Here is a 25,297-nt window from a genome sequence, read left to right as displayed (position 1 = left end):
TGGAAGAGCTGGGAAGCCCACCCCGGCGCCGCCTGGCTCCCGGTCCGTGCGGTGTTCCGCTCGGGGATGCACCGACATGCCGATCCCTGTCGCCATGGAGACACCGGGATCGGGTGAGCCCTCATCCGTGGAGTGAACGTTACAGCGGTGACGAGAGTTTCAAACTATGTTGGTGCCGCACAGGTTCTCGTCTAATCGGCGAGCAGGCAGGCCTGGTGGGTGCACTCCACTCGAAGCACGGGCTGGATGGCGAACAAGGAAAGCCAAACGGGAAAGGTTGCGTGATGCAGCTGGCCTTGGATGGAATCAGCAAGAAGGTTGGCGCCGAGGACTGGCTCTATGAAATGAGCTTGGCGCCCCGGTCCCGCGCGGTCACCGTGCTGCTCGGTGCCACGCAGGCCGGCAAGACCAGCCTGATGCGAATCATGGCGGGGCTGGACGCACCCAGCCGCGGCCGGGTGCAGGTGGACGGCCGCGACGTGACCGGCATGCCGGTGCGCGAGCGCAACGTGGCCATGGTCTACCAGCAATTCATCAACTACCCCTCGCTCAAGGTGGCGGACAACATCGCCTCACCGATGAAGCTGCGCGGCGAGAGCAACATCGAACAGCGTGTGCGCGAGCTGGCGCAGCGCCTGCACATCGAATCGGTCCTGGACCGGCTGCCCGCGGAGCTCTCGGGCGGGCAGCAGCAGCGGGTGGCGCTGGCCCGTGCACTGGCCAAGCAGGCGCCGCTGATGCTGCTGGACGAGCCGCTGGTCAACCTGGACTACAAGCTGCGAGAAGAACTCCGCGACGAACTGAGCCTGCTCTTTGCGGCCGGCGATTCCACCGTGATCTATGCCACCACCGAGCCGGGCGAGGCCTTGCTGCTGGGCGGCTATACCGCGGTGCTCGATGCCGGTGAACTGCTGCAATACGGGCCCACGGCGCAGGTGTTCCATGCACCCCGGTCGCTGCGCGTGGCGCGCGCCTTCAGCGACCCGCCGATGAACCTGATTTCCGCCGAGGCCGCCAGCCTGGGGGTGAAGCTGCTCTCCGGGCCCGCGCTGTCGATCCCGCTGCCGGCCGCCGCGTCCAAGTCCCTGACCATCGGGGTGCGCGCCGGTTCCTTGCGGGTGGAACGGCACGACGGCGATGTGGCCCTGCCGGGCACGGTGGAACTGGCCGAGATTTCCGGCTCCGACACCTTCGTGCACGTGGAGACGGCCGTGGGTGAAGTGGTGGCGCAACTGACCGGCGTGCACTACTTCGCCCTGGGCGCTTCGATCACGCTGTACCTTCATCCGGAACAGGTCTATGTATTCGATTCGGCCGGCGCGCTGCTGGTGGCGCCAGATGGAAGTGGGGCGAAGACTTCATGAACCCGCTGCGCCGCGAAGGCTGAAACCATGGCCCGAATCGACCTCGACCTGGCCCACACCTACAAGGCCAATCCGCAGGACGACAGCGACTGGGCGCTGCTGCCTTTGAAGATGTCGTTCAGCGATGGCGGCGCCTATGCGCTACTCGGCCCCTCGGGCTGCGGCAAGACCACCATGCTCAACATCATCTCGGGCCTGGTGGAGCCTTCGCAGGGCCACGTGAAGTTCGACGGCCAGGACGTCACGCGCGCCAGCCCGCAGGAGCGCAACATCGCCCAGGTGTTCCAGTTCCCGGTGATTTACGACACCATGACCGTGGCCGAGAACCTGGCCTTTCCCTTGCGCAATCGCAAGTTGCCGCCGCAGCAGATCGCCAAGCGCGTGGGCGAAATCGCCGAGATGCTGGAGCTGTCCGGCCAGTTGAACCAGCGCGCCGCCGGGCTCGCCGCCGACGCCAAGCAGAAGATATCGCTGGGCCGCGGCCTGGTGCGGTCCGACGTGTCGGCGGTGCTGTTCGACGAGCCGCTGACGGTGATCGATCCGCACCTGAAGTGGCAGCTGCGCCGCAAGCTCAAGCAGATCCATCACGAGCTCAAGCTGACGCTGATCTACGTCACGCACGACCAGGTCGAGGCGCTCACCTTCGCCGAGCAGGTGGTGGTGATGACGCGCGGCCGGGCGGTGCAGATGGGCAGTGCGGATGCGCTCTTCGAGCGGCCGCAGCACACCTTCGTCGGGCACTTCATCGGCTCGCCCGGCATGAACTTCCTGCCGGCGCAGGCCACCGCAGGTGAACTTCGCATCGCGGGCACCTCGCTGTCGGTGCCCGCAACGCGGACGCTGCCGGAGGGGGACATCAAGCTGGGCCTGCGCCCCGAGTATGTAAAGGTCACGCAGCCCGCGACCCCCGGCGCCCTCCCGGCCCAGGTCACGCAGTTGCAGGACATCGGCACCTACCTGATTCTCACCGCCGCCATCGCGGGCCAGCCGGTCAAGGCCCGGCTCGCACCCGACTCGCAGAAGCCGCAGGCGGGCGACACCGTCTGGCTGCAGATGCTCGGCGAGCACACCTGCTTCTACAAGAACGAGGAGCTCGTGCAATGAGCGGGCCCGCTTCATGAGCACGTTCACCAAACCGGTGAACCAGAAGGCCTGGCTGCTGGTACTTCCGGTGCTTCTGTGCGTGGCGTTCTCCGCCATCCTGCCCTTGATGACCGTGGTCAACTACTCGGTGCAGGACATCATCTCGCCTGAGCGGCGTGTGTTCGTCGGCACCGAATGGTTCGCCTCGGTGATGCGTGACGAAGACCTGCATGGTGCGCTGTTGCGCCAGCTGACGTTCTCGCTGGCCGTGCTCGTCGTGCAAATCCCGCTCGGCATCCTGCTGGCCCTGTCCATGCCTGCCCACGGCTGGAAAGCCTCGCTGGTGCTGGTGCTGGTGGCCTTGCCGCTGCTGATTCCGTGGAACGTGGTGGGCACCATCTGGCAGATCTACGGGCGGGCCGACATCGGCCTCCTGGGCGCGGTGCTGGAATGGCTGGGTATCGACTACAGCTACACGGGCAACGCCCGCGACGCCTGGCTCACCGTGCTGGCGATGGACGTGTGGCACTGGACCCCGCTGGTCGCCTTGCTCTGCTTTGCCGGCCTGCGCTCGATTCCCGACGCCTACTACCAGGCGGCCCGCATCGACGGCGCCAGCAGGCTGGCCGTGTTCCGCTACATCCAGCTGCCGAAGCTGCGCGGGGTGCTGATGATCGCGGTGCTGCTGCGCTTCATGGACAGCTTCATGATCTATACGGAGCCCTTCGTCCTCACCGGCGGCGGCCCGGGCAACGCCACGACATTCCTCTCGCAGTTCCTCACGCAGAAAGCGGTGGGCCAGTTCGACCTGGGGCCGGCCGCCGCCTTCTCGCTGATCTACTTCCTCATCATCCTGCTTCTGTGCTTCATCCTCTACAACTGGATGCAGCGTGTCGGCACACAGGAGCGGAAGGAGCCGGCGCCGTGAACGCGCGCACCGCTTTCGATGCCCATGCGCCGGCTTCCTCGGCCCCGCCGCGGGCTGCACGCCAGCCAGGTTCCGGCGCCGCGCCGCGGTTCCGGGTGAGATCGCTGTTCCTCGTCGTCTACATCGTGCTGGCGCTCCTGCCCATCTACTGGATGGTCAACATGAGCTTCAAGACCAACAACGAGATCCTTTCCAGTTTCTCGATGATCCCGCAGGAGTTCACCTGGCAGAACTACAGGAACATCTTCACCGATGCGTCCTGGTACTCCGGCTACATCAACAGCCTGATCTACGTGGCGATCAATACCGTGATCTCGCTCACGGTGGCCCTGCCCGCGGCCTATGCGTTCTCGCGCTACAGCTTCCTGGGCGACAAGCATGTGTTCTTCTGGCTGCTCACCAACCGCATGACGCCGCCGGCGGTGTTCCTGCTGCCCTTTTTCCAGCTCTACACCACCGTGGGGCTGATGGACACGCACATTGCGGTGGCGCTGGCGCACCTGTTGTTCAACGTGCCGCTGGCCGTGTGGATCCTTGAAGGCTTCATGAGCGGTATTCCGCGCGAGATCGACGAGACGGCCTACATCGACGGCTACTCGTTCCCGCGCTTCTTCGTGACGATCTTCCTGCCGCTGATCAAGGCCGGCGTGGGCGTGGCCGCGTTCTTCTGTTTCATGTTCAGCTGGGTGGAACTGCTGCTGGCGCGCACGCTGACCAGCGTCAACGCCAAGCCCATCGTGGCCACCATGACCCGCACCGTCTCGGCCGCCGGCATGGACTGGGCGACGCTGGCCGCGGCCGGCGTGCTCACCATCGTGCCCGGCGCCATCGTGATCTGGTTCGTTCGCAACTACATCGCCAAAGGCTTCGCGATGGGCCGCGTCTAGGAGAAATTGTGCGCCCCCACGCTCGTCACTGCGTGTACTCACTGCCCCCCATGGGGGCCTCAGCCTCCTTGAGGCGGCTCGGCGGAGGCTGACATGTTCGACTGGATGGTCTGGACCACGCCGGTGGCAGTCTTCTTCACCTGCGTCGTGCTGATGCTGGTGGGCATGACCGTGTGGGAATTCAAGTCTCCCACCACGATGACCAAGGGGTTCCTGCCGATCGCCACCACCCGGGGCGACCGGCTTTTCATCGGCCTGCTCACCGCGGGCTACATCAACCTGGCCTTCATTGGGTTGGCAGGCAAGTTCACCACATGGTTCGGACTGGAGCAGGAACCCAGCATCTGGATCAGTTTCGTGGTGTCCATGGCCGTCCTGGCGCTGATCATGCGCCGCGGCTAGTTCGTTTCCATTTCAACCACCAAGCGAGCATCAAGGAGAAGATATGAAGATCAAATACACCGCGCTTGCAATCGCCGCCGCGCTAGCGGTCGGCAGCCAGGCCTGGGCTGACGAGGCCGCGGCCAGGAAGTGGGTGGACAGCGAATTCCAGCCGTCCTCGCTGAACAAGGATCAGCAGCTGGCCGAGATGAAGTGGTTCATCGACACGGCCAGGAAGCTGCAGGCCAAGGGCGTGAAGGAGGTCTCGGTGGTCTCCGAGACGATCACGACGCACGAGTACGAATCGAAGACGCTGGCCAAGGCCTTCGAGGAGATCACCGGCATCAGGGTCAAGCACGACCTGATCCAGGAAGGCGACGTGGTCGAAAAGCTGCAGACCTCGATGCAGTCCGGCAAGTCGATCTACGACGGCTGGATCTCCGACAGCGACCTGATCGGCACGCACTACCGCTACGGCAAGATCATGAACCTGACCGATTACATGGCGGGCAAGGGCAAGGAGTGGACCAATCCGGGCCTCGACATCAAGGACTTCATCGGCACCAGCTTCACGACCGCGCCGGACAAGAAGCTGTACCAGCTGCCGGACCAGCAGTTCGCCAATCTGTACTGGTTCCGCGCCGACCTGTTCGCGCGCCAGGACCTCAAGGACAAGTTCAAGGCCAAGTACGGCTATGACCTGGGCGTGCCGCTGAACTGGAGCGCCTACGAGGACATCGCCGACTTCTTCACCAATGACGTCAAGACGATCGACGGCAAGCCGATCTACGGGCACATGGACTACGGCAAGAAGGACCCGTCGCTCGGCTGGCGCTTCACCGACGCGTGGCTGTCGATGGCGGGCACCGCCGACATCGGCATCCCGAACGGCAAGCCGGTCGACGAGTGGGGCATCCGCACCTCGCCCGACGGCTGCACGCCGCTGGGCGCATCGGTCTCGCGCGGGGGAGCCACCAACTCGCCGGCGGCGGTGTACGCGCTGACCAAGTATGTCGACTGGATGAAGAAGTACTCGCCCAAGGAGGCCACCGGCATGACCTTCGGCGAGGCCGGACCGGTGCCGGCGCAAGGCCAGATCGCGCAGCAGATCTTCTGGTACACGGCCTTCACTGCCGACATGACCAAGGCCGGCCTGCCTGTGGTCAATGCCGACGGGACGCCCAAGTGGCGCATGGCGCCCGGGCCCAACGGGCCGTACTGGAAGCAGGGCATGCAGAACGGCTACCAAGACGTCGGCTCCTGGACCTTCTTCGCCAACCATGACGCAGACCGGACGGCGGCCGCCTGGCTGTATGCGCAGTTCATCACCTCGAAGACGGTGTCGACCAAGAAGTCGATCGTCGGCCTGACCTTCATCCGCGAGAGCGACATCCAGCATGACTACTTCACCAAGAATGCGGCCAAGTACGGCGGGCTGATCGAGTTCTACCGCAGCCCGGCTCGGGTCGCGTGGACGCCCACCGGCACCAACGTGCCGGATTACCCGAAGCTCGCGCAGTTGTGGTGGAAGAACGTGGCACAGGCCGTGACCGGTGAGAAGACACCGCAGGCGGCGATGGACACGCTGGCCGACGAGATGGACCAGGTGATGGCCCGCCTGGAGCGCGCCGGCATGGCCAAGTGCCCGCCCAAGCTCAATCCCAAGGGCGACCCCGCCAAGTGGCTGAGCGACAAGGGTGCGCCCTGGGCGAAGCTGGCAAACGAGAAGCCGAAGGGCGAGACCATCGCCTACGAAAAGCTGCTGCAGGCGTGGAAGGACGGGAAGGTCCGCTGAGTCTGTAGCAGGTTCGAGCCGCGTGGCCCCAGGGCCACGCGGCTTTTTCCTTGGTGCGGGTGCGGGTGCGGATCGTACGCAGGCGTCAGCCGCCCCCTCCGCGAGCTACAGCGGGAACTGCAGGTTCAAGCCGAAGAACAGCTGGAACTTCGGCTGCCCGTCGCCTTCGTGCGCCACCGTCCACTGCGGCTCGGCGAACAGGTTCAGGGTGGTGTTGCCGCTCTTCCAGACCTTGCCGGCGCCCAGGCCGAGCGGAACGGCGTAGTCGCCATTGCGCAGGTTGAAGCTCATCGTGGCCGTGCTGCGCAGGTAAAGGCCCTGCGGCAGGTTGTAGATGAAGAAGGGCTGCACCTGCAGCGAGTTGGTGGTCGGACGGTCATCGTCGCCCGCGAACGAATGCTGCCAGGTCACGAGGCCGCCGGTCATGCCCCACGGCTGCGGCGCGATGACGACGCCTGCCAGGCCGGCCTGCCACTTGCCTGTCCCCATCTCGTCACGGCTGGCGGTGGGGAGGGTGAGCTGTGGTCCCAGGCCCAGCTCGACGTGCCCCTGCTTGAAGAGGAACAGGTCGAACAGGTTGAGGTCGCCGGCGCCGGTGTGGCGGCCTGCGGGCGGGAGGTCCGCCGTCGTGACCACCGGCATCGTGGCGCGCAGGATCTGCGGAAGGCCGAACAGCTTGTGCGGTACCGTCCCGCGCAGCAGCAGCGCATTGCTGTCCTTGTCGTCCAGGCCATAGCTGCGGCCCACGTACTGGTCCTGCAGGTTCAGGCCGATGCTGGGCGTGAGCGGATTGTTGGACTTATTCATGTCCTCCGCCGTGGGTTGCGCCTGCAGGACGTCGCCGGTCGCGGCAAAGAGCGCCGCAACGAACATGGGGTGAAGCGTGCGGGACATGTGTCGGTGGGGCTGGCCGCAATGTAGGACTTGGCAGTCGCCCTCGCCATTGGGCCTTGGGGCATCACCTGACGAGCTGCCCATGAGACCAAGGTCCCATGGAACTTCCCCCGGCACAGGCCTAGCTTGGCGCGAACTCTGGTGTGAGGAGCCCTGCATGACGTTTCCTTGGCATTCGGCTTGGACGAGTTTGCTGCTCACCTTCTCGTTCGCCCCGTTGGCGCTGGCCACTGAAGGCGGGGGCGGCCGGCCGATCACCGGCCAGCAGATCGCCGAGGGCGCCGGGGTGGTCCCGCCCGAGCCGGGGTTCGTTGTGACACTGGCCAGCATCTACTACGACGGTGAGCTCAAGGCCGGGAAGCAGGTGCCCCTCATCGGCGCGGTCAGTTCCGGCATGGACTCGCGCGTCTCGTATAACCTGGCGAACCTGACGTATGTCTGGAACACGGGTCCCGGCCGCTGGAACTTCGCCTCCGGCATCGGACTGCCCCTGCAGTACACCGACATCCGCGCCAGCCTCACCACGCCGCGCGCGGGCATCGGAACGAGCGACTCGTCGACGCAACTGTCAGATCTGTACCTCATGCCCATTTCCGCGGGCTATCACATCAGCAAGACCGAACACTTCTCCTTGTCGCTGCCGATCTACGCCCCGACGGGTGCATACGACGTCAACCGGCTGGCCAATGCCGGACAGAACACCTGGACCTTCATGCCCAGCGTGGGCTACACCAGGCTCGGCGAGGCCTCGGAGTTCTCGGCCCTGGCGGCCTTCGAGTTCTACACGCCCAACCACGCGACTGACTATCACAGCGGCGTCCTGTTCCGGCTCGATGCGCTGTGGACCACCAAGGTGGCGGCGGCGTGGCAGCTCGGCGTGGCCGGTGGCTGGATCGAGCAGGTGACCGACGACAAGGGGGCAACGGCCGACCGGCTCGACGGCTTTCGCGGCCGCTCGATCGGCCTCGGGCCGATCGCCAACTGGACCGGCAAGTTGTGGAACATGCCCGGCACCTTCAGCGTGCGATGGGTGCCGGAGTTCGAAGCGCGCAACCGCCCCAAGGGCAACGGGGTGCAGGCCTCGCTGAATCTTTCCTTGTTCTGAGCGCAAGGTCGCGTGGCGAGCTTGCCGCTACTTCGTGGCCGGCCAGACCTGCTTCCAGTCGGACTTCATGCTGACCACGGTCCAGCGTTTCGCCAGGGCCTCGTCCCAGGCCTTGTCGAGCTTGCCGACATGGCTTTGCCGGTCGTAGGCGAATTCGCGATCCGCGTCGTCGTGATGCAGCAACAGGGCCAGGCGCGGTCCGGCGCCCGCGGCGGTGTACTCCAGCATCTGCAGGTCGCCGTCCGAGTTGCCGAAGGCGAGGATGGGGCGCCGGCCGATCTGGCGGGCGATGCCCACAGGCTTGGTCGGGCCGTCGTTGACGTCCATGCCGGGTTGGCGCACCAGCGCGGGCTTGCCGTCCTTCAGTTCGTACCTGAGCGGAATGAACGAGCCCACCACCTGCTCGGGCGGGATGCCGTAGACCCGTTCGCTCCAGGTCCGCATGAAGTCGACGGTGCCGCCCGAGACAATGTAGGTCTTGAAGCCGTGCGCCCGCAGGTAGGCCAGCAGCTCCAGTTGCGGCTGGTAGACCATGTCGGTGTAGAGCCGGCCCGTCTTGGGATGGCGCGCCTGGGCCAGCCAGGCGCGGATGCGGCTGTCGTAGTCCTCGGCCGTCATGCCGGCGTTGGCGGCCAGCACCAATTCGAGCATCGCCTTTTCGTTGCCCGCCAAGGCCGCGTGGTCGCCGGAGGCCATCGCCTGGAAGGCGGGATGGCTGCGCCACTCGGGGTGCTGCGGCGCGGCCGCCTTCACCTGATCCAGCATGAAGACGAACTGGAAGTACAGCGGCTGTTCGCTCCACAGGGTGCCATCGTTGTCGAACACGGCGATGCGTTCGACCGGCGGCACGTAGCCGGGGCCTTCGCGCGTCACCTGGTTGACGAAATTCACGATGGCCTGCCGGGCCGGGCCGTCATTCCAGGAGGGGAGGGCATCGGCGCCGGATGAGGCCGGCGAGCTGGCACAGCCGCCCAGGCCGATAACGCCAGTCGCAAGCAGCCCGGCGCAGATGCCAAAGGCACGCCGCGTCCAAGCGCTTGAGACGGGGGTCGGTGGCATGGCGAGCGCCATTCTTTCCTGTGCTGGTCGAGCGTCTATGGTCCCTTGGGGCCATTGACAGGGTGACCGCGGAGCTGCCGCGCGAGTTCAGGTTCGAACGCCGCTCAGCTTCGATCGCTGCAGACGCGCACCGCGACATCCCTGAAGCGCGACGCGGCGGGAATCTCGCTGCCCTTGAGGTAGGCCAGCGCCAGTCCGACTTCGGAGGCAACCGGCAGATCTTCCAGCGGCCGGTACAGCAGCTTGTCGCTGGCATAGCGCTGCATCACGGACGGCACCAGAGCCACGCCGGTGCCGCTCTCGACCAGTGCCAGCAGGGTCTGCACCTGGACCGCCTCCTGCGAGACCTTGGGGACGAAGCCGGCCGCCTGGCAGGCCAGCATCGCCGCGCTGCGCAGGCCGGCGGCGGCGGTGGCGCTGTACATGACGAACGATTCGTCCGCGAGCTCCGACAGCCGCAAGGGGCCCTGCTGCGTCAGCTCATGGCCGCGCGGGAGGGCCACGACGAAGTGGTCGTGTTCCAGCTGCACCAGCGCCGCCCTGGTCGGCCGCAGCAGGGGCGTGCGCACCAGGCCGACGTCCAGCGCATGGTCCTCCAGCTGTTCGAGGATGGCCACGGAAGTCGATTCCCGCAGCACCAGGTTCACGCCCGGGTACTCGGTCCGGAATTGCGGCAGCAGCCGCTGCAGCATGCCGTAGGTGGTCGTGCCCACGAAACCGACGCGCAGGGTGCCGCCGGTGCCTTCCACCACGTCGCGCGCGACGGCCTGCAGCTGCCCGCCGTGGAACAGCAGCTTGCGCGCCTCGGCCAGCACCGCGCGGCCGCTGGGCGTCAGCGCCACGCCGGTGGAACTGCGTTCGAACAGCCTGGTCCCCAGTTCCGCCTCGAGCTTCTGGATGGACACGGTCAGCGGCGGCTGCGCCATGTGCAGGCGCTCCGCCGCGCGGCGGTAGTTCAGGGTCTCGGCAAGGACGACGAAGTGGCGGATCCGGCGAAGGTCCATGGGCGACGCTGCAAGGGCCAGGATCGGGGGAGGATATCCCACCCCCGGGTCCGGCCGCTCGCCGCGGCCCTCAGCCCTTGAAGACCGGGGCACGCTTTTCCAGGAAGGCGGCCACCGCTTCGCGGTGGTCCTCGGTCTGGTGCGACAGCGCCTGGAATGCGGCGGCCATCTCCAGCAGGGTGTCGAGGCGCGTGTGCATGGCCTCGCGCAGCAGGCGCTTTGTCAGGCGCACGGCGTGCGGGGGATTCGCGGCGATGCGCTGGGCGATCTCCCTGGCCGTATCCAGCAGGCGGTCCGCCGGCACCACGCGCGACACCAGCCCCCAGGCAGCGGCCTGCTCGGCGCCGATCACCTCGCCGGTGTACGACAGCTCGCTGGCGCGTGCGAGGCCGATCAGCCGCGGCAGCAGCCAGGCGCCGCCGTCGCCGGGAATGATGCCCAGCTTGACGAAGCTTTCGGCGAATTTCGCGGTCTCCGCGGCAATGCGGATGTCGCACATGCAGGCGAGATCGAGGCCGGCGCCGATCGCGGGGCCGTTGATGGCGGCGATCACCGGCACTTCCAGGTTGAACAGGGCCAGCGGCAGGCGCTGGATGCCGGTGCGGTACTCGTGGCGGATCTGCATGCCGGGCACCTCGCCCGAGGACTGGCGCTGCATGTCGCGGATGTCGCCGCCGGAGGAGAAGGCCGTGCCGGCGCCGGTGAGGATGACCGCTCGCACGCTGCGGTCGGTGTGGATGCGGTCGATCGCCGACAGGAAGTCGGGGACGGCGCTGTTGCCGGTGAGGGGGTTGCGGCGTTCCGGCTCGTTCATGGTCAGCGTGACCACCGGCCCGTCCTGGCTGTATTGGATGAAGTCGGCCATAGGGGTGTCCTTTCGGGGCCCGAGCGTAAGGCGCAGGGCTGCCGAAGTCCAATAGGAATTATCGGCATCTCGATACTCGATTGATATCGCCCAGCTTCTGGGCGGATGAGTTGACCGAAAGCTGTTTTCACTGCCATGGGGCGGCATGGGTCAAGCGCCGCCCGATACACGTCAGATATCGGAATTCCGAGAAGAAGTATTGGACGAAGGGTTCCTGCCACTCCTATCCTGCGCCCCATGACGACAGGAAAATTGACGGCACTGGGCCACATCAAGGTGCTGGACCTCACGCGCATCCTCGCGGGGCCGTGGGCCACCCAGAACCTCGCCGACCTCGGCGCCGAGGTGATCAAGATCGAGCGGCCGCGCGTCGGCGACGACACCCGCACCTGGGGCCCGCCCTTCCTGAAGGATGCCGAGGGTCGCGAGACCCGCGATTCGTCCTACTTCCTCAGCGCCAACCGCGGCAAGCGTTCGGTGACTGTGGACCTGGCGACGGCGGAAGGCCAGGAGATCATCCGCCGGCTGGCGCGCGAAGCCGATGTGGTGGTGGAGAACTACAAGGTCGGCACCTTGGCGCGCTACGGCCTGGCGTACGAGGACCTGGCCAAGATCAATCCCCGCATCGTCTACTGCTCCGTCACCGGCTTCGGCCAGGACGGGCCCTACGCACCGCTGCCCGGCTACGACTTCGTGTTCCAGGGCATGGGCGGCCTCATGAGCATCACCGGACAGCCCGAGGGCACGCCCGGGGACGAGCCGATGAAGAGCGGCATCGCGATCAGCGACATCCTGACCGGCATGTACGCGACCACCGCCATCCTGGCGGCGCTGGAGCACCGCAACGTCAGCGGGCGCGGCCAGTACATCGACATGTCGCTGCTGGACTGCATCGTCACGATCAACTCCTACCAGGCGATCAACTACCTCCTGTCCGGCCGCATCCCGCAGCGCATGGGCAATGCGCACTCGAACATGGTCCCGTACCAGGTGTTCCGCTGCCGGGAAGGCAGCATCATCATCGCCGTCGGCAACGACGGCCAGTACGCGGCCTTCTGCAAGGCGATCGGCTGCGAGCACCTCGCCACCGATCCGCTCTACGCCACCGGCCCCAACCGCAACCGCAACCGCCAGCAGCTGATCCCGCTGATCGCCGAGGCGATGCTGGCGAAGTCCATGGAGGAATGGGTGCCGCTGCTGGAGGCCGTCAACGTGCCCTGCGGCCCCATCTACAACATGAAGCAGGTCTTCGAAGACCCGCAGGTGCGCCACCGCGGCTTGCAGCTGTCGCTGGAGCACGGCGCCGGGGTGCAGGCACCGTCCCTCGCCAATCCGATCCGGCTGTCCGAGACCCCGATCAGCTACGGCCGTTCCGCGCCGCTGCTCGGCGAGCACAACCAGGAGGTCCTGCAGGGCCGCCTGGGCCTTTCCGAATCTGAGCTCGAGGCCCTGCAGGCCAAGGGCGTGATCTGAAACGTGATCTGAAACACCCACACTCAGGAGACATAGTGAAAGTGAAGCGCACCGTTTCCCGCCGCGTCGCGGCCCTCGTCCTGCCTACCCTGCTGCTCGCCGCCGGCGCCGCGCAGGCGCAGAAGGCGCCGATCAAGTTCGTCGTGCCCTATCCGGCCGGCGGCGCCGCCGACCAGATCACGCGCCTGGTGGCCAACGAGGCCGCCAAGACGCTGGGGACGTCAATCGTGGTGGAGAACAAGGCCGGCGCCGCCGGGATGATCGCCGGTGAAGCCGTCGCTCGCGCGCAGCCGGACGGCACCACCTTCTTCGTCGGCTCCAACGCCCCGCTGGTGATCAACCAGGCCCTGTACGCCACCATGCCCTACGACCCGGAGAAGGCCTTCGTGCCGGTGGCGGGCATGGGCAAGTCGCCGCTGCTGCTGGTGACCCGGCCCGGGCTGGGTCCGACCGACGTCAGCTCCTTCATCGCCTTCGCCAAGAAGAGCCCCGCGCCCCTGAGCATGGGTTCCGCCAGCGCCGGCAACATCACGCACCTGGCCGGCGAATACGCCGCCAACCTGATGGGCATCAAGGTGATGCACGTGCCCTTCACCGGCAGCGCGCCGGCCATCACCAACCTCATGGGCCGCCAGATCGACATCATGTTCGACGCGCTGCCCTCGTCCATGCAGCAGGCCAAGGCCGGCAAGATCGTGCCGCTGGCGATCCTGGACAACGTGCGCTTCCCGGCGCTGCCCAATGTGCCCACGCTGAAGGAAACGGGCTTCGCCGGCGCCGAGGCGAGCGCCTGGTTCGGCGTGATGGCCCCGGCGCGCACGCCCGAGGCGGCGGTCACCACCCTGAACCGCGCCATCAACGACGCGCTGAAGAATCCCGAGCTGGTGGAGAAGCTGCGCGGCATCGGCGCCCAGCCCATGCCCGGCTCGCCACAGGACTTCGGCGCCTTCATCAGCCAGGAGCGCGCCAAGTGGAATCCGCTGGTGAAGCAGCTGGGCGTGAAGGCGGACTGATGGCCGACGCGCACAAGAGCTTCGACTCGATCGCGGCGCTCAAGGCCTTCGTCGGCCAGCCCGCGGTCAACGGCGACCCGATCGTGGTCGACCAGGCCACCATCGACACCTTCGCGGATGTGACGCGCGACCGGCAGTGGATCCATACGGACCCGGCGCGCGCCGCCGCCGAGTCGCCGTTCAAGACCACCATCGCGCACGGCCTGCTGACGCTGTCGCTGGTCACCGGCTGGTACCACCGCTGCTTCGCCTTCCCCAACCGCAAGATGGCGCTGAACTACGGCTTCGACAAGGTGCGCTTCACCAGCCCGGTGCCCTGTGGCTCCCGGCTGGTGGGCAGCTTCCAGCTCGCGCGGGTCGAGGACATCCGCGAGAACGAGGTGCGCTGCCACTGGAAGGTCAGCATCCAGGCCGAGGGCGCAGAGCGCCCTGCGATGGTCGCCGACTGGCTGATGCAGGTGCGCTACTAGGAGGCCGTCGATGACCGTCCTGCAACTCCAGCGCCACGGCAGCACCGCCGTGCTGACCCTGAACCGGCCCGAGCAGCGCAACGCGCTGGACCTCGAGCTGCGCCAGGCCTTCGCCGACGCGATCCCGCAGCTGCGCGACGACCCTTCGGTGCGCGCCGTGGTGATCACCGGCGCCGGCGGCCATTTCTGCTCCGGCGGCGACGTGAAAGGCATGGCCCAGGCGCTTGAAGGTCCGCGCGACATCTTCGAGGGCCGCGAGCGCATCCGCAAGATCCATCGCTGGTTCGACGAGCTGGTCGACCTGGAAAAGCCGGTGGTCGCCGCCGTGGACGGCACGGCCTTCGGCGCCGGGATGTCGCTGGCGCTGGCCGCCGACTTCGTGATCGCCTCGCCGCGCGCCAAGTTCTGCGCTGTGTTCGCGCGCATCGGCTACGTGCCCGACATGGGCCTGATGTACCTGCTGCCGCGGGCGATCGGCCTGGCGCGCGCCAAGGAGCTGGTGTTCAGCGCACGCGTAGTCGACGCGAGCGAGGCGCTGGCGCTGGGCCTGGTCCAGCAGCTCAGCCAGGGCGATGTCGTGCAGGAGGCGATTGCCTTCGCCGCGCGCTTCCAGCACGCGCCCACCGAGGCGCTGGGCCTGGCCAAGGGCGTGATGAACCACGCCTTCGAGTCCGAGCGGCGCAGCGTGTACGCCCAGGAGGCGGCGGCCCAGGCCATGTGCCGCGAAAGCGAGTTCCACCAGGAGGCGGTGCGCCGTTTCCTGGCCAAGGAGGCCCCCGTGTACCAGTGGCCGGAGATCCAGAAGTGAGCAACATTCCCGAGGTCCGCCCCGAGCAGGACTACTTCGCGCACCTGGCGCAGGGCCGCTTCATGCTGCAGCGCTCGCGCAGCAGCGGCCGCTTCGTGTTCTATCCGCGCGTGGCCGAGCCGGTCACCGGTGCGCGCGACCTGGAGTGGGTGCCGGCCAGCGGATTCGGCACCGTGCACGCCACGACGGTGGTGCGGCCCAAGCCGCCGCAACAGCCCTACAACGTGGTGCTGGTGGACCTGGACGAAGGCCCGCGCATGATGAGCCGCGTGGAGAACATGCCGCCCGAGGCGGTGCGCATCGGCATGCGCGTGCGTGCACGCATCGGCACGCAGGACGACAAGCCTCTCGTCGTGTTCGACGCCGCGGAGGGATCATGACGCAGGACCGCTTCCCCCGCGGCAAGTCGGCCATCGTCGCGGCGTCCACCTACGGCATCGGCGAAGCCGCAGGCCTGGGCTCCATGGATCTGGCCGTGTCCGCCAGCGTGCGTGCGCTGGCGCAGGTGGGGCTCACACCGGGCGATGTCGATGGCCTGTTCATCGGCCTGCCCGACGACTTCCTCTCGGGCATCACTTTTGCCGAGTACCTGGGCATCCAGCCGCGCATCACCGAGAACAACCGCACCGGCGGCTCCGCCTTCCTGACCCATGCCATGTGGGCGGCGCTGGCGATCGAGGCCGGGCAATGCGACGTGGCCTTGATCGCCTACGGCAGCAACCAGCGCACGGCCGCCGGCGGTTTGGTGAGCGCCATGCGCCCGCCGGCCTACGAGGCGCCGTACAAGCTGCTGCGACCGGCCGGCGCCTACGCGCTGGCCACCTCGCGCTACATGCACCAGTACGGCCTGAAGCGCGAGCAGCTGGGCGAGGTCGCGCTGGCGGCGCGCCGCTGGGCGCAGCTGAACCCGGAAGCCTTCATGCGTGATCCGCTCACGATGGAGGACTACCTCAAGGCCCGCATGGTGGCGGACCCCTTGAGCGTGCGCGACTGCTGCCTGGTCACCGACGGCGCGGCCGCCGTGGTGATGGTGAGCGCCGAGCGGGCCAGGGACCTGGCGCGCAAGCCGGTCTACCTGCTGGGCGCAGCCGCGGCCACGGATCACCGCGACATCACCTCCATGCCGGACCTCACGGTCACTGCCGCCGCGCAATCGGGCGCCCGCGCCTTCGCGCAGGCGGGCGTGAAGCCGGCGGACATCGACCTCGTCGAGCTCTACGACGCCTTCACCATCAACACCATCCTGTTCCTGGAAGACCTGGGTTTCTGCCGCAAGGGCGAGGGCGGCGCCTTCGTGCAGGGCGGGCGCATCGCCCCGGGCGGCGACCTGCCCGTCAACACCAACGGCGGCGGCCTGTCCTGCGTGCACCCCGGCATGTACGGCCTGTTCACCATGGTGGAAGCGACCCAGCAGCTGATGGGACTGGCTGGCGAGCGCCAGGTGCGCGATGCGCGGCTCGCGGTGGCGCACGGCAACGGCGGCGAGCTCTCCAGCCAGGCCACCCTGGTGCTCGGCACCGAAGAAACACTCTGAACCAAGGAAGCACACCATGAATCCACAAGGGATGGAACTGCAGGGCCGCAACGTCATCGTGACCGGCGCGGGCCAGGGTATCGGCCGCGCGATCGCGCAGCTGGTGCTGGACCTGGGCGGGACGGTCACCGCGGTTGACCTGAACAAGGACGCGATCGACGCCTTCGCCGCCGAAGCCGGCGCCGACCGCGTGCTGGCCCTGGCCGGCAGCGTCGCCGATGGTTCGTTCGCGCAGTCGGTGGTCGAGCAGGCGGTGGCGCGCTTCGGCGCCGTCCACGGCCTGGTCAACAACGCGGGCATCACGCGCCCGGCCATGATCGAGAAGATGACGCTGGAGCAGTGGCAGCAGGTGATCGACGTGCATCTCACCGGTGCCTTTCACTTCCTGCAGGCCGTCGGCCGCCACATGCTGCAGCGCTCGCGCGGCGGCGACAAGAGCGGCGGCTCCATCGTCAACATCTCTTCCGATGCGGGCCGCCGCGGCACCATCGGCCAGATCAACTACGGTGCGGCGAAGGCGGGCGTGCTGGGCCTCACGATGTGCGCGGCCCGCGAATGGGCGAAGTACAACGTGCGGGTCAACACCGTGGGTTTCGGCGTGGTGGAAACGCCCATGACCGAGACCATCCGCAGCGAGAAGTTCGCCGAGACCTACCTGGCCCAGATCCCGCTCGCCCGCTGGGCGGAGGCCGGCGAAGTGGCGCGGCCCGTGTGCTTCCTGCTGTCCGAGGCGGCCTCCTATGTGACGGGCCAGCACCTGTCCGCCAACGGCGGCTACACGATCGGCGTCTGAGGCGGTTCATGAGCCAGTTGCTCTCCGCCTTCCGCCACGCCGCGTTGCCGGCCGCGGCGCAGGCTTTTCGCGCCGAGGTGCGCGAGTTCCTGCGCAGTTCGTGGACGCCGCCCGCGCCGCAGGTGCGCGCGCGCTCCTGGATGGGCTTCGACGCCGACTTCAGCCGCAAGCTGGCCCAGCGCGGCTGGGTCGGCGTGACCCTGCCCCGGGCCTATGGCGGCGCCAGCCTCGATGCCTTCTCCCGCTTCGTGCTGGTCGAGGAACTGCTGGCGGCCGGTGCGCCGGTGGGCGCCCACTGGATCGCGGACCGCCAGAGCGGCCCCTTGATCCTGAAGTTCGGCACCGAGGAACAGCGCCGCTTCTACCTGCCGAAGATCTGCGCGGCCGAGGCCTTCTTCTGCATCGGCATGAGCGAGCCCAACGCCGGATCCGACCTCGCGAGCGTCGGCAGCCGCGCCGTGCGCGCCGAGGGCGGCTGGCGCCTGAACGGCCGCAAGATCTGGACGACCAACGCGCACCACTCGCACTACATGATCGCGCTGGTGCGGACTTCGGGTGAGCCGGCCGATCGGCAGAAGGGGTTGTCCCAGTTCATCGTCGACCTGAAGCTGCCCGGCATCACGATCCGCCCGATCCGCGACCTGGCGGGCGACGCGCACTTCAACGAGGTTTTTTTCGACAACGTGCTGCTGCCGGACGACGCGCTGGTGGGCGAGGAGGGCGCGGGCTGGGCGCAGGTGAACGCCGAACTGGCCTTCGAGCGCAGCGGCCCCGAGCGCATCTATTCCAGCATCGTGCTGCTGGAGCACTGGATCGCCTGCCTGCGCGGCACGCCCGAGGCAGCGCGGCACGCCGAGACCATCGGCCGCCTGGCCACGCACCTGGCCACCTTGCGCGGCATGTCGATCGCCGTGACAACCAAACTGGTGCAGGGCGAGAGCCCGGTGGTCGAGGCGGCGCTGGTGAAGGACATCGGCACCACCTTCGAGCAATCGATTCCCGTCATCGTGGAGGCTGCCGTGGGTGCCGATCCCGCGAACCCGCCGGACGCGGACCTCCTGCAAGCCGTCGCCTACCTGGCCCAGGTGGCACCCACCTTCTCCCTGCGCGGCGGAACGCGCGAGATCCTGCGCGGCATGATTGCGCGAGGTCTGGGCCTGCGATGAGGAGCCCCACCCATGTTCGCTGAAGCCATCGAAGATATCCTGCGCGACCGCTGCACGCCCGCCGTGGTCCGCGCCATCGAGCAAGGCGGCGATCCGCTGCCGCTGTGGCGGGCTCTCTCCGACGCCGGCTTCCTGGACCTGCTGCGGCCCGAGGAAGAGGGTGGCGCGGGGCTGCCGCTGCCCGAGCTGTACCCGGTCGTCGCCCAGTTCGGCCGCTATGCCGCGCCGCTGCCGCTCGCACAGGCGATCGGCGCCCGCGCCCTGGTCGGACCCGGCGTCGCCTTGCCCGACGGCCCCCTGACGCTGGCGCCCGCGCTGCGCCGGCGCAGCGACGGCAGCCTGCACGCGCCGCTGGTGCCTTTCGGCGCCATCGCGCAGCACGTGCTGGCCGCCGACGGCGACCGGCTGGTGCTGCTGTCCTGCGCCGAGGTGCGCCGGATCGCCACCGGCATCCCGAACAGCCAGGCCGCGACGCTGGTGTGGGCGGATGACCGCGGGCTCGAGCGCCTGGCGGGCGATGCAGCCGCGTTGTCGCCGCTCGCCGCGGCCCTGCAGGCGGCGCTGCTCGCCGGCGGCATGACCCGGGTGTTCGAGATGACGCTGCAGTACTGCAACGAGCGCAGCCAGTTCGGCCGCACGCTGGGCAAGTTCCAGGCGATCCAGCACCAGCTGGCCGTCATGGCCGAACTGGTGGCCGCCTCCGGCATCGCCGCCGAAGCCGCGTTCCAGGCGCCGGGCCGCGTGCCACGCCTGCTGCCGGCCGCGATGGCCAAGGCCCGCGCCAGCGAGGCCGCGCCGGACGTGGCCAACACCGCGCACGCGCTGCACGGCGCCATCGGCGTCACCGAGGAATACGACCTGCAGCTGTTCACCCGGCGGCTGCACGAGGGCCGCACGGCGCACGGGTCGGAGAGCTATTGGAACCACATCGTCGGCGAGCAGGTGCTTGCCAGCAGCGGCACGCTCGCCGAGTTCGTTCGCGCCGCCTGAAGATTTCGAATCAAGGACATGGAGAGATGATGAATCGACGCACTACCCTCTGGAAACTGCTCCTGGCCACCGCCGTGGCAGGCGCAACCCTGCTGCCGGCGGCCATGGCCCAGGCGCAGGCCTTTCCCAACCGGGCCATCAAGTTCATCGTGCCCTTCCCGCCGGGCAGCGGCACCGACACCTCGGCGCGCTACTTCGGCCGCAAGCTCACCGAGCTCACCGGCCAGCCGGTGGTGGTGGAGAACAAGCCGGGCGGCAATGGCTTCATCGCCGTCAAGGCGGTGCTGGCCGCGCCCGCCGACGGCTACACGGTGTTCGTCGGCAGCAACTCCACGCTGGCGGTGAACGTGGCGCTGTTCAAGCAGCTGCCCTACGACCCGCAGGCGGACTTCGCGCCGCTGTCCATGATGATGCGGGCGCCCACCGTCGTGGTGGTGCCGCCCCAGTCGCCCTACAAGACCCTGGGCGAGCTGATCGCCGCGGCCAAGGCGAAGCCGGGCAAGCTGAACCACGGCGGCGGCTCCGCCGGCTACCAGCTGATGAACGAAGCGCTCAAGGAGAAGGCCGGCGTCGACATCCTCAACGTGCCGTACAAGGGCGCATCCGACGCGCTGACGGCGGTGGCGGGCGGATCGGTGGACCTGGCCTTCGCCGACATCACCGCTTCCACCGAGCTGATCAAGGGCGGCAAGGTGCGCGTGTTGGCGGTCGCCTCCGACCGCCGCGCGGCGGCGCTGCCGAACGTGCCGCACATGGGTGAAGCCGGTCTGCCGGGCTTCGGCGCCTACGTCTGGGTCGGCGCGATGGTGTCGGCCAAGACGCCGCGCCCGGAAGCCGCGAAGCTGGCGGAGCTGCTGGCGCAGATCGAACGCCTGCCGGAGACGCGCGAGTTCTACGAAAAACTGGGCGCCGAAACCATGAACGGCGGCGCCGAGGAAATGCGCCAGTTCCAGGCCCAGGAGATCGCCCAATGGAAGCGCCTGGCCGCCAAGACGGGCGTGCAGCAGGAATAGACCCGCTTTCCCCCGCAGGCCAGCCCGGCCAGGGCCAACCCATCCGCGACACAGCCCGTCAACGCCCCGTTGCCGGGCTGTTCTGTTTTTGTCTCACAATTGCCCAGGTGCCTGCTGGCGTCAGGCACGGCGCCTCGGTGGTGAAATTGGTAGACACAGCGGACTTAAAATCCGCCGCTTCCCTAACCGGAGCGTGCCGGTTCGATTCCGGCCCGAGGCACCATTGGCAGGAGGAACAGCCGGAACCGAACCGCCCCGCGAAGAGCACAATACCAAGAACGCCTCCTCTGACAGAGCCGGACAGCCCCATGGCCAACTACAACGCCCCCTTCGAGATCCATGTGCATGGCGACGTGCCGCTGCGCGCCGACGTGACCTACGCTCAGTTGCAGGAAGCGCTGAAGCCCCTCTGGAAATACGCGGGCGCCAAATCGCTGGCCGACGCCGCGGAGAGCGCGTACGAGGAAGAGCCGGGCATCAAGTTTGACGCGCCCGAGCACCTGCTGCGCATGTGCTGGACGGTGCCGGGTGACGAGGACTTCCGCCAGTCGCTCGACGAGATGTGCATGAGCCTGAACGAGTTGTCGGAGCAGGGCGCAGCCATCGAGGTGACCTTCTATGACGCCGAGTTCGACGAAGAGGAAGAGCCGCCCGAAGCCGAGTCGCGCGACGATTTTGTGATGCTGTTCGTCGGCCCGACACCGGCGGCGATCATGCAGGTGCAACGCGACCTGCTGGTGGAGGACGTGATCAACCTCATGGAGCGCCACTTCGACGCCGCCGAACTGGGCGGCGTGGTCGGCGAGGTCGACAAACTGTTCTCGCAGCGCTTCGACGCGCTGGTCAACTCACTGGAATTGGGCAAGCCGCCGCGCGGCTCCGGAGGCGCCGGCGGCAGCGGCCACGGCGGCGGACGCCGGCCACGGCACTTGCACTAAGCGCTTCATTTCGGGTTCCCCTGCGCGGGGCTTCTCAGCCACAATGCCGCTGAGGAGGGGACCCCATGGCCCTGTTTTCCCAGGATGCGCTGAATCCCGGCGTGCGCAAGCGCGAGGTCTTCGGCTGGGCGATGTACGACTTCGCCAACTCCGGCTACACCACGGTCGTCATCACTGCCGTCTTCGCCGCCTACTTCGTCGGCGGCGTTGCACAGAAGGCGGAATGGGCGACTTTCGCCTGGACGCTGGCGCTGAGCATCTCCTATGCCATCGTCATGTTCACCATGCCCAGCATCGGCGCCTATGCCGATCTGCGGGCCGCCAAGAAGCGCGTGCTGGCGCTGGTCACCGCCGGTTGCGTGGTCGCCACCGCGGCGCTGGCCCTGGCCCAGCCGGGGTCGGTGGTGCTGGCGATGCTGCTGATCATCGTCTCCAACACCTTCTACAACTGGGGTGAATCGCTCACCGCGGCCTTCCTGCCCGAACTCGCAAGGTCCGACTCGCTCGGCAAGGTCAGCGGCTGGGGCTGGGGCTTCGGCTACTTCGGCGGCATGCTGGCGCTGGGCATCTGCCTGGGCTATGTGCTGTGGGCCCAGGCCCGGGGCATCCCGGCCGCCCAGTTCGTTCCGGTGACGATGCTGATCACCGCCGCCATCTACGGACTGGCTTCCCTGGCCACCTTCAAGCTGCTGCGGGAGCGGGCGGTGCCCAATCCGCAGGCCCTGCAGCAGGGCGGGCTGGCGGCCTCGCTGCAGCAGATCAAGCGCACCTTCGCGCAGGCGCGGCGCTACCGCGACTTCATGTGGCTGCTGGCCTGCGCGGTGTTCTACCAGGGCGGCGTCGCGGTGGCCATCGCGCTGGCGGCCATCTACGCCGAGAGCGTGATCGGGTTCCAACCGCAGGAGACCATGGTCCTGATCTTCGTGCTGAACCTGGCCGCTGCCGCCGGCGCATTCGCCTGGGGCTACCTGCAGGACCGCATCGGCCACAAGTTGGCCCTGGGCAGCACCATCGTGGGCTGGGTCGCGGTGTGCGTGATCGCCGCGCTATCCAGCACCAAGGGCCAGTTCTGGTGGGCCGCGTCCATCGCCGGCCTGTGCATGGGGTCCAGCCAGTCGGCCGGCCGCGCGATGGCCGGCATGTTCGCCCCGCCCAGGCAACTGGCCGAGTTCTACGGCCTGTGGACCTTCGCCGTGCGGCTGTCCAGCATCATCGGCCCGCTCACCTATGGGGCCATCACGTGGTCCACCGGCGGCAACCAGCGGCTCGCGATCCTGTCGACCGCGGCGTTGTTCGTGGTCGGCCTGTTCTTGCTGCTGAAAGTGGACGTACAGCGCGGGCGCGCCGCGGCGCTGCAAGCTGCCTAGTGTCCTGCCACTAGCTCAGAGCCAGCGCGTGGCGGCCTGTTCCAGGGCCTGCTGGGAACCGGTGGTGAGCAGCCGGCACGATCCGCGGCCGGGTGCCGGGCGCAGCAGCCCGGCGGCGTCGAGCAGGCGGCGGGTCTGGCGCGCGACCGGCGCGCCGGTTTCGACCATGCGCACGGCAGGGCCCGCGAACCGTTGCAGCACGTCCTGCGCGAACGGGTAGTGGGTGCAGCCGAGCACCAGCGTGTCGATCTCGCCGGGTGCCGCGCCGAAGGGGCCCGCGTCCAGTACGTACTTTTCACACAGCGCCTGGATCGCTGTTGTGTCGTGGCGTTCGATCGCGGCCGCCAGCCCGTCGCACGGCTGCAGGACGAACTGCGCGAGGTGCTGCAGCGAATCGCGCAGTGCCGCGACGCGGGAGCTGGTGACGGTGCCGCGCGTGCCGAACACGGCGACCCGGCCGGTGAGGGTGAGGACCGACGCCGGCTTCAAGGCCGGTTCCACGGCCACCACGGGCAATCCGGGGTGTTCTTCGCGGATCAGATGGATGGCTGCCGCCGTCGCCGTGTTGCACGCGACGACCAAACCCTTGATGCGATGCGCCTGCACCAGTTCGCCGAGGATGGCGCGGCAGCGCTCGATCACGAACGCGTCGCCGCGTTCGCCGTAGGGCGCGTGGCCGGTGTCGGCGAAGTAGACGTAGTCCTCGCGCGGCAACTCGGCGCGCAAGGCCCGCAGGATGCTCAGGCCGCCGACGCCGCTGTCGAACACACCGACAGGGGCGCGGGCATCGTGCCGCATCAGGCCGCGGCGACCGGGATGTTCTTGAACTCGCCGGTGGCGATCTTCTTCTGCCACTCGGCCGGGCCGGTGTTGTGCACGCTGGTGCCGCCGGCGTCCACCGCCACGGTGACCGGCATGTCGACCACTTCGAACTCGTAGATGGCTTCCATGCCGAGGTCGCCGAAGCCCAGCACCTTGGACTTCTTGATCGCCTTGGACACCAGGTAGGCCGCGCCGCCCACGGCCATCAGGTAGGCCGCCTTGTGCTTGCGGATCGCCTCGATGGCCTCGGGGCCGCGCTCGGACTTGCCGATCATCGCGATCAGGCCGGTCTGGGCCAGCATCATGTCGGTGAACTTGTCCATGCGGGTGGCGGTGGTCGGGCCGGCCGGGCCGACGACCTCGTCGCGCACCGGGTCGACCGGGCCGACGTAGTAGATCGTGCGGTTGGTGAAGTCCACCGGCAGCGGCTCGCCCTTGGCCAGCATGTCCTGGATGCGCTTGTGCGCGGCGTCGCGGCCGGTCAGCATCTTGCCGTTCAGCAGCAGCGTGTCGCCGGCCTTCCAGCTGGCGATCTCTTCCTTGCTCAGGGTGTCGAGGTTGACACGGCGGCTCTTCTTCGTGTCGGCGGTCCATGCCACCTGGGGCCACAGGTCCAGGCTGGGCGGATCCAGGTACACCGGGCCGGAGCCGTCCAGCACGAAATGCGCGTGGCGCGTGGCCGCGCAGTTGGGGATCATCGCCACCGGCTTGCCCGCCGCGTGCGTCGCGTACATCTTGATCTTGACGTCCAGCACCGTGGTCAGGCCGCCCAGGCCTTGCGCGCCGATGCCCAGGGCATTGACCTTCTCGTACAGCTCCAGGCGCAGCTCCTCGACCTTCGACAGCTTCTCGCCGCGGGCCGACTTGCCCTGCAGCTCGTACATGTCGATGTCCTCCATCAGCGACTCCTTGGCGAGCAGGGCAGCCTTCTCCATGGTGCCGCCGATGCCGATGCCCAGCATGCCGGGCGGGCACCAGCCCGCGCCCATGGTCGGCACGGTCTTGAGCACCCAGTCGACGATGGAGTCGCTCGGGTTGAGCATCACCAGCTTGCTCTTGTTCTCGCTGCCGCCGCCCTTGGCGGCCACGGCCACGTCCACCGTGTTGCCCGGTACCAGCTGCACGTTGACGACGGCCGGGGTGTTGTCCTTGGTGTTCTTGCGATCGAACTGCGGATCGGCGACCACCGAGGCGCGCAGGGTGTTGTCCGGGTGCAGGTAGCCGCGGCGCACGCCCTCGTTCACGGCGTCTTCCAGGCTGCCCGTGAAGCCTTCCAGCTTGCAGTCCATGCCGATCTTGAGGAAGACGTTGACGATGCCGGTGTCCTGGCAGATCGGGCGGTGGCCCGTCGCGCTCATCTTGCTGTTGGTCAGGATCTGCGCAATCGCGTCCTTGGCCGCCGGGCTCTGCTCGCGCTCGTAGGCGCGGGCCAGATGCGAGATGTAGTCGGCCGGGTGGTAGTAGCTGATGTACTGCAGTGCACCAGCGATGGATTCGATCAGGTCAGCGGCTTTGATGGTCGTGGGCATGGGCGATGGGACTGTG

Annotated in this window: 25 protein-coding genes and 1 tRNA gene; 20 read left to right on the top strand and 6 right to left on the bottom strand. The window is 67.8% G+C overall.

All coding sequences use genetic code 11. From position 1 onward, the window contains the following. Positions 1–284 precede the first annotated feature (284 nt). The 6 genes from UC35_RS01485 (at position 285) to UC35_RS01460 (ending at position 6,438) form a co-directional block, all read left to right on the top strand. Positions 285–1,364 (top strand): ABC transporter ATP-binding protein, encoded by a 1,080-nt coding sequence (locus UC35_RS01485; RefSeq protein WP_061495471.1) that lies wholly within the window; start codon positions 285–287, stop codon positions 1,362–1,364. A 27-nt stretch (positions 1,365–1,391) separates the two neighbouring features. Then, positions 1,392–2,468 carry an ABC transporter ATP-binding protein gene (locus UC35_RS01480; RefSeq protein ID WP_061495467.1) on the top strand — a complete coding sequence of 359 codons (1,077 nt, stop codon included), beginning with the start codon at positions 1,392–1,394 and terminating at the stop codon, positions 2,466–2,468. A 13-nt stretch (positions 2,469–2,481) separates the two neighbouring features. Then, positions 2,482–3,375 (top strand): carbohydrate ABC transporter permease, encoded by an 894-nt coding sequence (locus tag UC35_RS01475; protein WP_061495464.1) that lies wholly within the window; start codon positions 2,482–2,484, stop codon positions 3,373–3,375. Between the two features lie 95 nt (positions 3,376–3,470). Then, the gene (locus UC35_RS01470) at positions 3,471–4,262 is read left to right on the top strand and encodes a carbohydrate ABC transporter permease (protein ID WP_061495461.1); all 792 of its coding nucleotides are present in this window, start codon (positions 3,471–3,473) and stop codon (positions 4,260–4,262) included. Positions 4,263–4,355: 93 nt separating this feature from the next. Next, complete coding sequence (locus tag UC35_RS01465; protein WP_061495458.1) at positions 4,356–4,664, top strand: DUF2160 domain-containing protein; 309 nt, start codon at positions 4,356–4,358, stop codon at positions 4,662–4,664. A 43-nt stretch (positions 4,665–4,707) separates the two neighbouring features. Then, positions 4,708–6,438 (top strand): ABC transporter substrate-binding protein, encoded by a 1,731-nt coding sequence (locus UC35_RS01460; protein WP_061495455.1) that lies wholly within the window; start codon positions 4,708–4,710, stop codon positions 6,436–6,438. Between the two features lie 105 nt (positions 6,439–6,543). On the opposite strand, the gene UC35_RS01455 is transcribed toward UC35_RS01460, so the two are convergent. After that, the gene (locus UC35_RS01455; protein WP_061495454.1) at positions 6,544–7,332 is read right to left on the bottom strand and encodes a hypothetical protein; all 789 of its coding nucleotides are present in this window, start codon (positions 7,330–7,332) and stop codon (positions 6,544–6,546) included. Between the two features lie 157 nt (positions 7,333–7,489). On the opposite strand from UC35_RS01455, the gene UC35_RS01450 reads away from it, so the two are divergent. Beyond that, positions 7,490–8,437 (top strand): transporter, encoded by a 948-nt coding sequence (locus UC35_RS01450; RefSeq protein ID WP_061495450.1) that lies wholly within the window; start codon positions 7,490–7,492, stop codon positions 8,435–8,437. Positions 8,438–8,464: 27 nt separating this feature from the next. Here the strand turns inward: UC35_RS01450 and UC35_RS01445 are convergent, their stop codons facing one another. The 3 genes from UC35_RS01445 to UC35_RS01435 form a co-directional block, all read right to left on the bottom strand. Continuing rightward, positions 8,465–9,508: an HAD family hydrolase gene (locus tag UC35_RS01445; protein ID WP_061495447.1), complete on the bottom strand. Its 1,044-nt coding sequence runs from the start codon at positions 9,506–9,508 to the stop codon at positions 8,465–8,467. Between the two features lie 92 nt (positions 9,509–9,600). Continuing rightward, on the bottom strand, positions 9,601–10,500 hold the full coding sequence (locus UC35_RS01440; RefSeq protein WP_061495444.1) for a LysR family transcriptional regulator: 900 nt from the start codon (positions 10,498–10,500) through the stop codon (positions 9,601–9,603). Between the two features lie 70 nt (positions 10,501–10,570). After that, positions 10,571–11,365: a crotonase/enoyl-CoA hydratase family protein gene (locus tag UC35_RS01435; RefSeq protein ID WP_061495441.1), complete on the bottom strand. Its 795-nt coding sequence runs from the start codon at positions 11,363–11,365 to the stop codon at positions 10,571–10,573. Between the two features lie 237 nt (positions 11,366–11,602). On the opposite strand from UC35_RS01435, the gene UC35_RS01430 reads away from it, so the two are divergent. The 13 genes from UC35_RS01430 (at position 11,603) to UC35_RS01370 (ending at position 22,930) form a co-directional block, all read left to right on the top strand. Continuing rightward, positions 11,603–12,838: a CaiB/BaiF CoA transferase family protein gene (locus UC35_RS01430; RefSeq protein ID WP_061495437.1), complete on the top strand. Its 1,236-nt coding sequence runs from the start codon at positions 11,603–11,605 to the stop codon at positions 12,836–12,838. A gap of 41 nt (positions 12,839–12,879) precedes the next feature. Beyond that, a complete protein-coding gene (locus tag UC35_RS01425; RefSeq protein WP_061503625.1) occupies positions 12,880–13,851 on the top strand; it encodes a Bug family tripartite tricarboxylate transporter substrate binding protein in 972 nt (323 codons plus the stop codon). Continuing rightward, positions 13,851–14,321, top strand: coding sequence for a MaoC family dehydratase (locus tag UC35_RS01420; protein ID WP_061495434.1), 471 nt, complete (start codon positions 13,851–13,853; stop codon positions 14,319–14,321). The genes UC35_RS01425 and UC35_RS01420 overlap by 1 nt, the downstream gene beginning before the upstream one ends. A gap of 10 nt (positions 14,322–14,331) precedes the next feature. After that, on the top strand, positions 14,332–15,129 hold the full coding sequence (locus UC35_RS01415) for an enoyl-CoA hydratase/isomerase family protein (RefSeq protein WP_061495431.1): 798 nt from the start codon (positions 14,332–14,334) through the stop codon (positions 15,127–15,129). Between the two features lie 62 nt (positions 15,130–15,191). Continuing rightward, positions 15,192–15,509 (top strand): OB-fold domain-containing protein, encoded by a 318-nt coding sequence (locus UC35_RS01410; RefSeq protein ID WP_061503624.1) that lies wholly within the window; start codon positions 15,192–15,194, stop codon positions 15,507–15,509. After that, positions 15,506–16,663 carry a thiolase gene (locus UC35_RS01405; protein WP_061495428.1) on the top strand — a complete coding sequence of 386 codons (1,158 nt, stop codon included), beginning with the start codon at positions 15,506–15,508 and terminating at the stop codon, positions 16,661–16,663. The genes UC35_RS01410 and UC35_RS01405 overlap by 4 nt, the downstream gene beginning before the upstream one ends. Before the next feature lie 16 nt (positions 16,664–16,679). Continuing rightward, complete coding sequence (locus tag UC35_RS01400; RefSeq protein ID WP_061495425.1) at positions 16,680–17,456, top strand: SDR family NAD(P)-dependent oxidoreductase; 777 nt, start codon at positions 16,680–16,682, stop codon at positions 17,454–17,456. An 8-nt stretch (positions 17,457–17,464) separates the two neighbouring features. Then, a complete protein-coding gene (locus UC35_RS01395) occupies positions 17,465–18,622 on the top strand; it encodes an acyl-CoA dehydrogenase family protein (protein WP_061495422.1) in 1,158 nt (385 codons plus the stop codon). Positions 18,623–18,634: 12 nt separating this feature from the next. Beyond that, on the top strand, positions 18,635–19,612 hold the full coding sequence (locus tag UC35_RS01390) for an acyl-CoA dehydrogenase family protein (RefSeq protein ID WP_061495419.1): 978 nt from the start codon (positions 18,635–18,637) through the stop codon (positions 19,610–19,612). A gap of 26 nt (positions 19,613–19,638) precedes the next feature. Beyond that, entirely contained in the window at positions 19,639–20,625 is a 987-nt protein-coding gene (locus UC35_RS01385; protein WP_061495410.1) for a Bug family tripartite tricarboxylate transporter substrate binding protein, read from the top strand. Between the two features lie 131 nt (positions 20,626–20,756). Next, positions 20,757–20,848, top strand: a tRNA-Leu gene (locus UC35_RS01380). Positions 20,849–20,933: 85 nt separating this feature from the next. Continuing rightward, the gene (locus tag UC35_RS01375) at positions 20,934–21,563 is read left to right on the top strand and encodes a DUF6806 family protein (RefSeq protein WP_061495405.1); all 630 of its coding nucleotides are present in this window, start codon (positions 20,934–20,936) and stop codon (positions 21,561–21,563) included. A 65-nt stretch (positions 21,564–21,628) separates the two neighbouring features. Then, complete coding sequence (locus tag UC35_RS01370; protein ID WP_061495402.1) at positions 21,629–22,930, top strand: MFS transporter; 1,302 nt, start codon at positions 21,629–21,631, stop codon at positions 22,928–22,930. 15 nt (positions 22,931–22,945) lie between these two features. On the opposite strand, the gene murI is transcribed toward UC35_RS01370, so the two are convergent. Both murI and UC35_RS01360 read right to left on the bottom strand, forming a co-directional pair. Then, the gene (gene murI, locus UC35_RS01365; protein WP_061495399.1) at positions 22,946–23,728 is read right to left on the bottom strand and encodes a glutamate racemase; all 783 of its coding nucleotides are present in this window, start codon (positions 23,726–23,728) and stop codon (positions 22,946–22,948) included. Beyond that, positions 23,728–25,281 (bottom strand): fumarate hydratase, encoded by a 1,554-nt coding sequence (locus tag UC35_RS01360; protein WP_061495396.1) that lies wholly within the window; start codon positions 25,279–25,281, stop codon positions 23,728–23,730. The genes murI and UC35_RS01360 overlap by 1 nt, the downstream gene beginning before the upstream one ends. Between the last annotated feature and the right edge of the window lie 16 nt (positions 25,282–25,297).

Origin of the sequence: Ramlibacter tataouinensis, from assembly GCF_001580455.1 — a bacterium.
Lineage (GTDB): Bacteria > Pseudomonadota > Gammaproteobacteria > Burkholderiales > Burkholderiaceae_C > Ramlibacter > Ramlibacter tataouinensis_B.
This window is presented reverse-complemented; position numbering and strand designations above follow the sequence as displayed.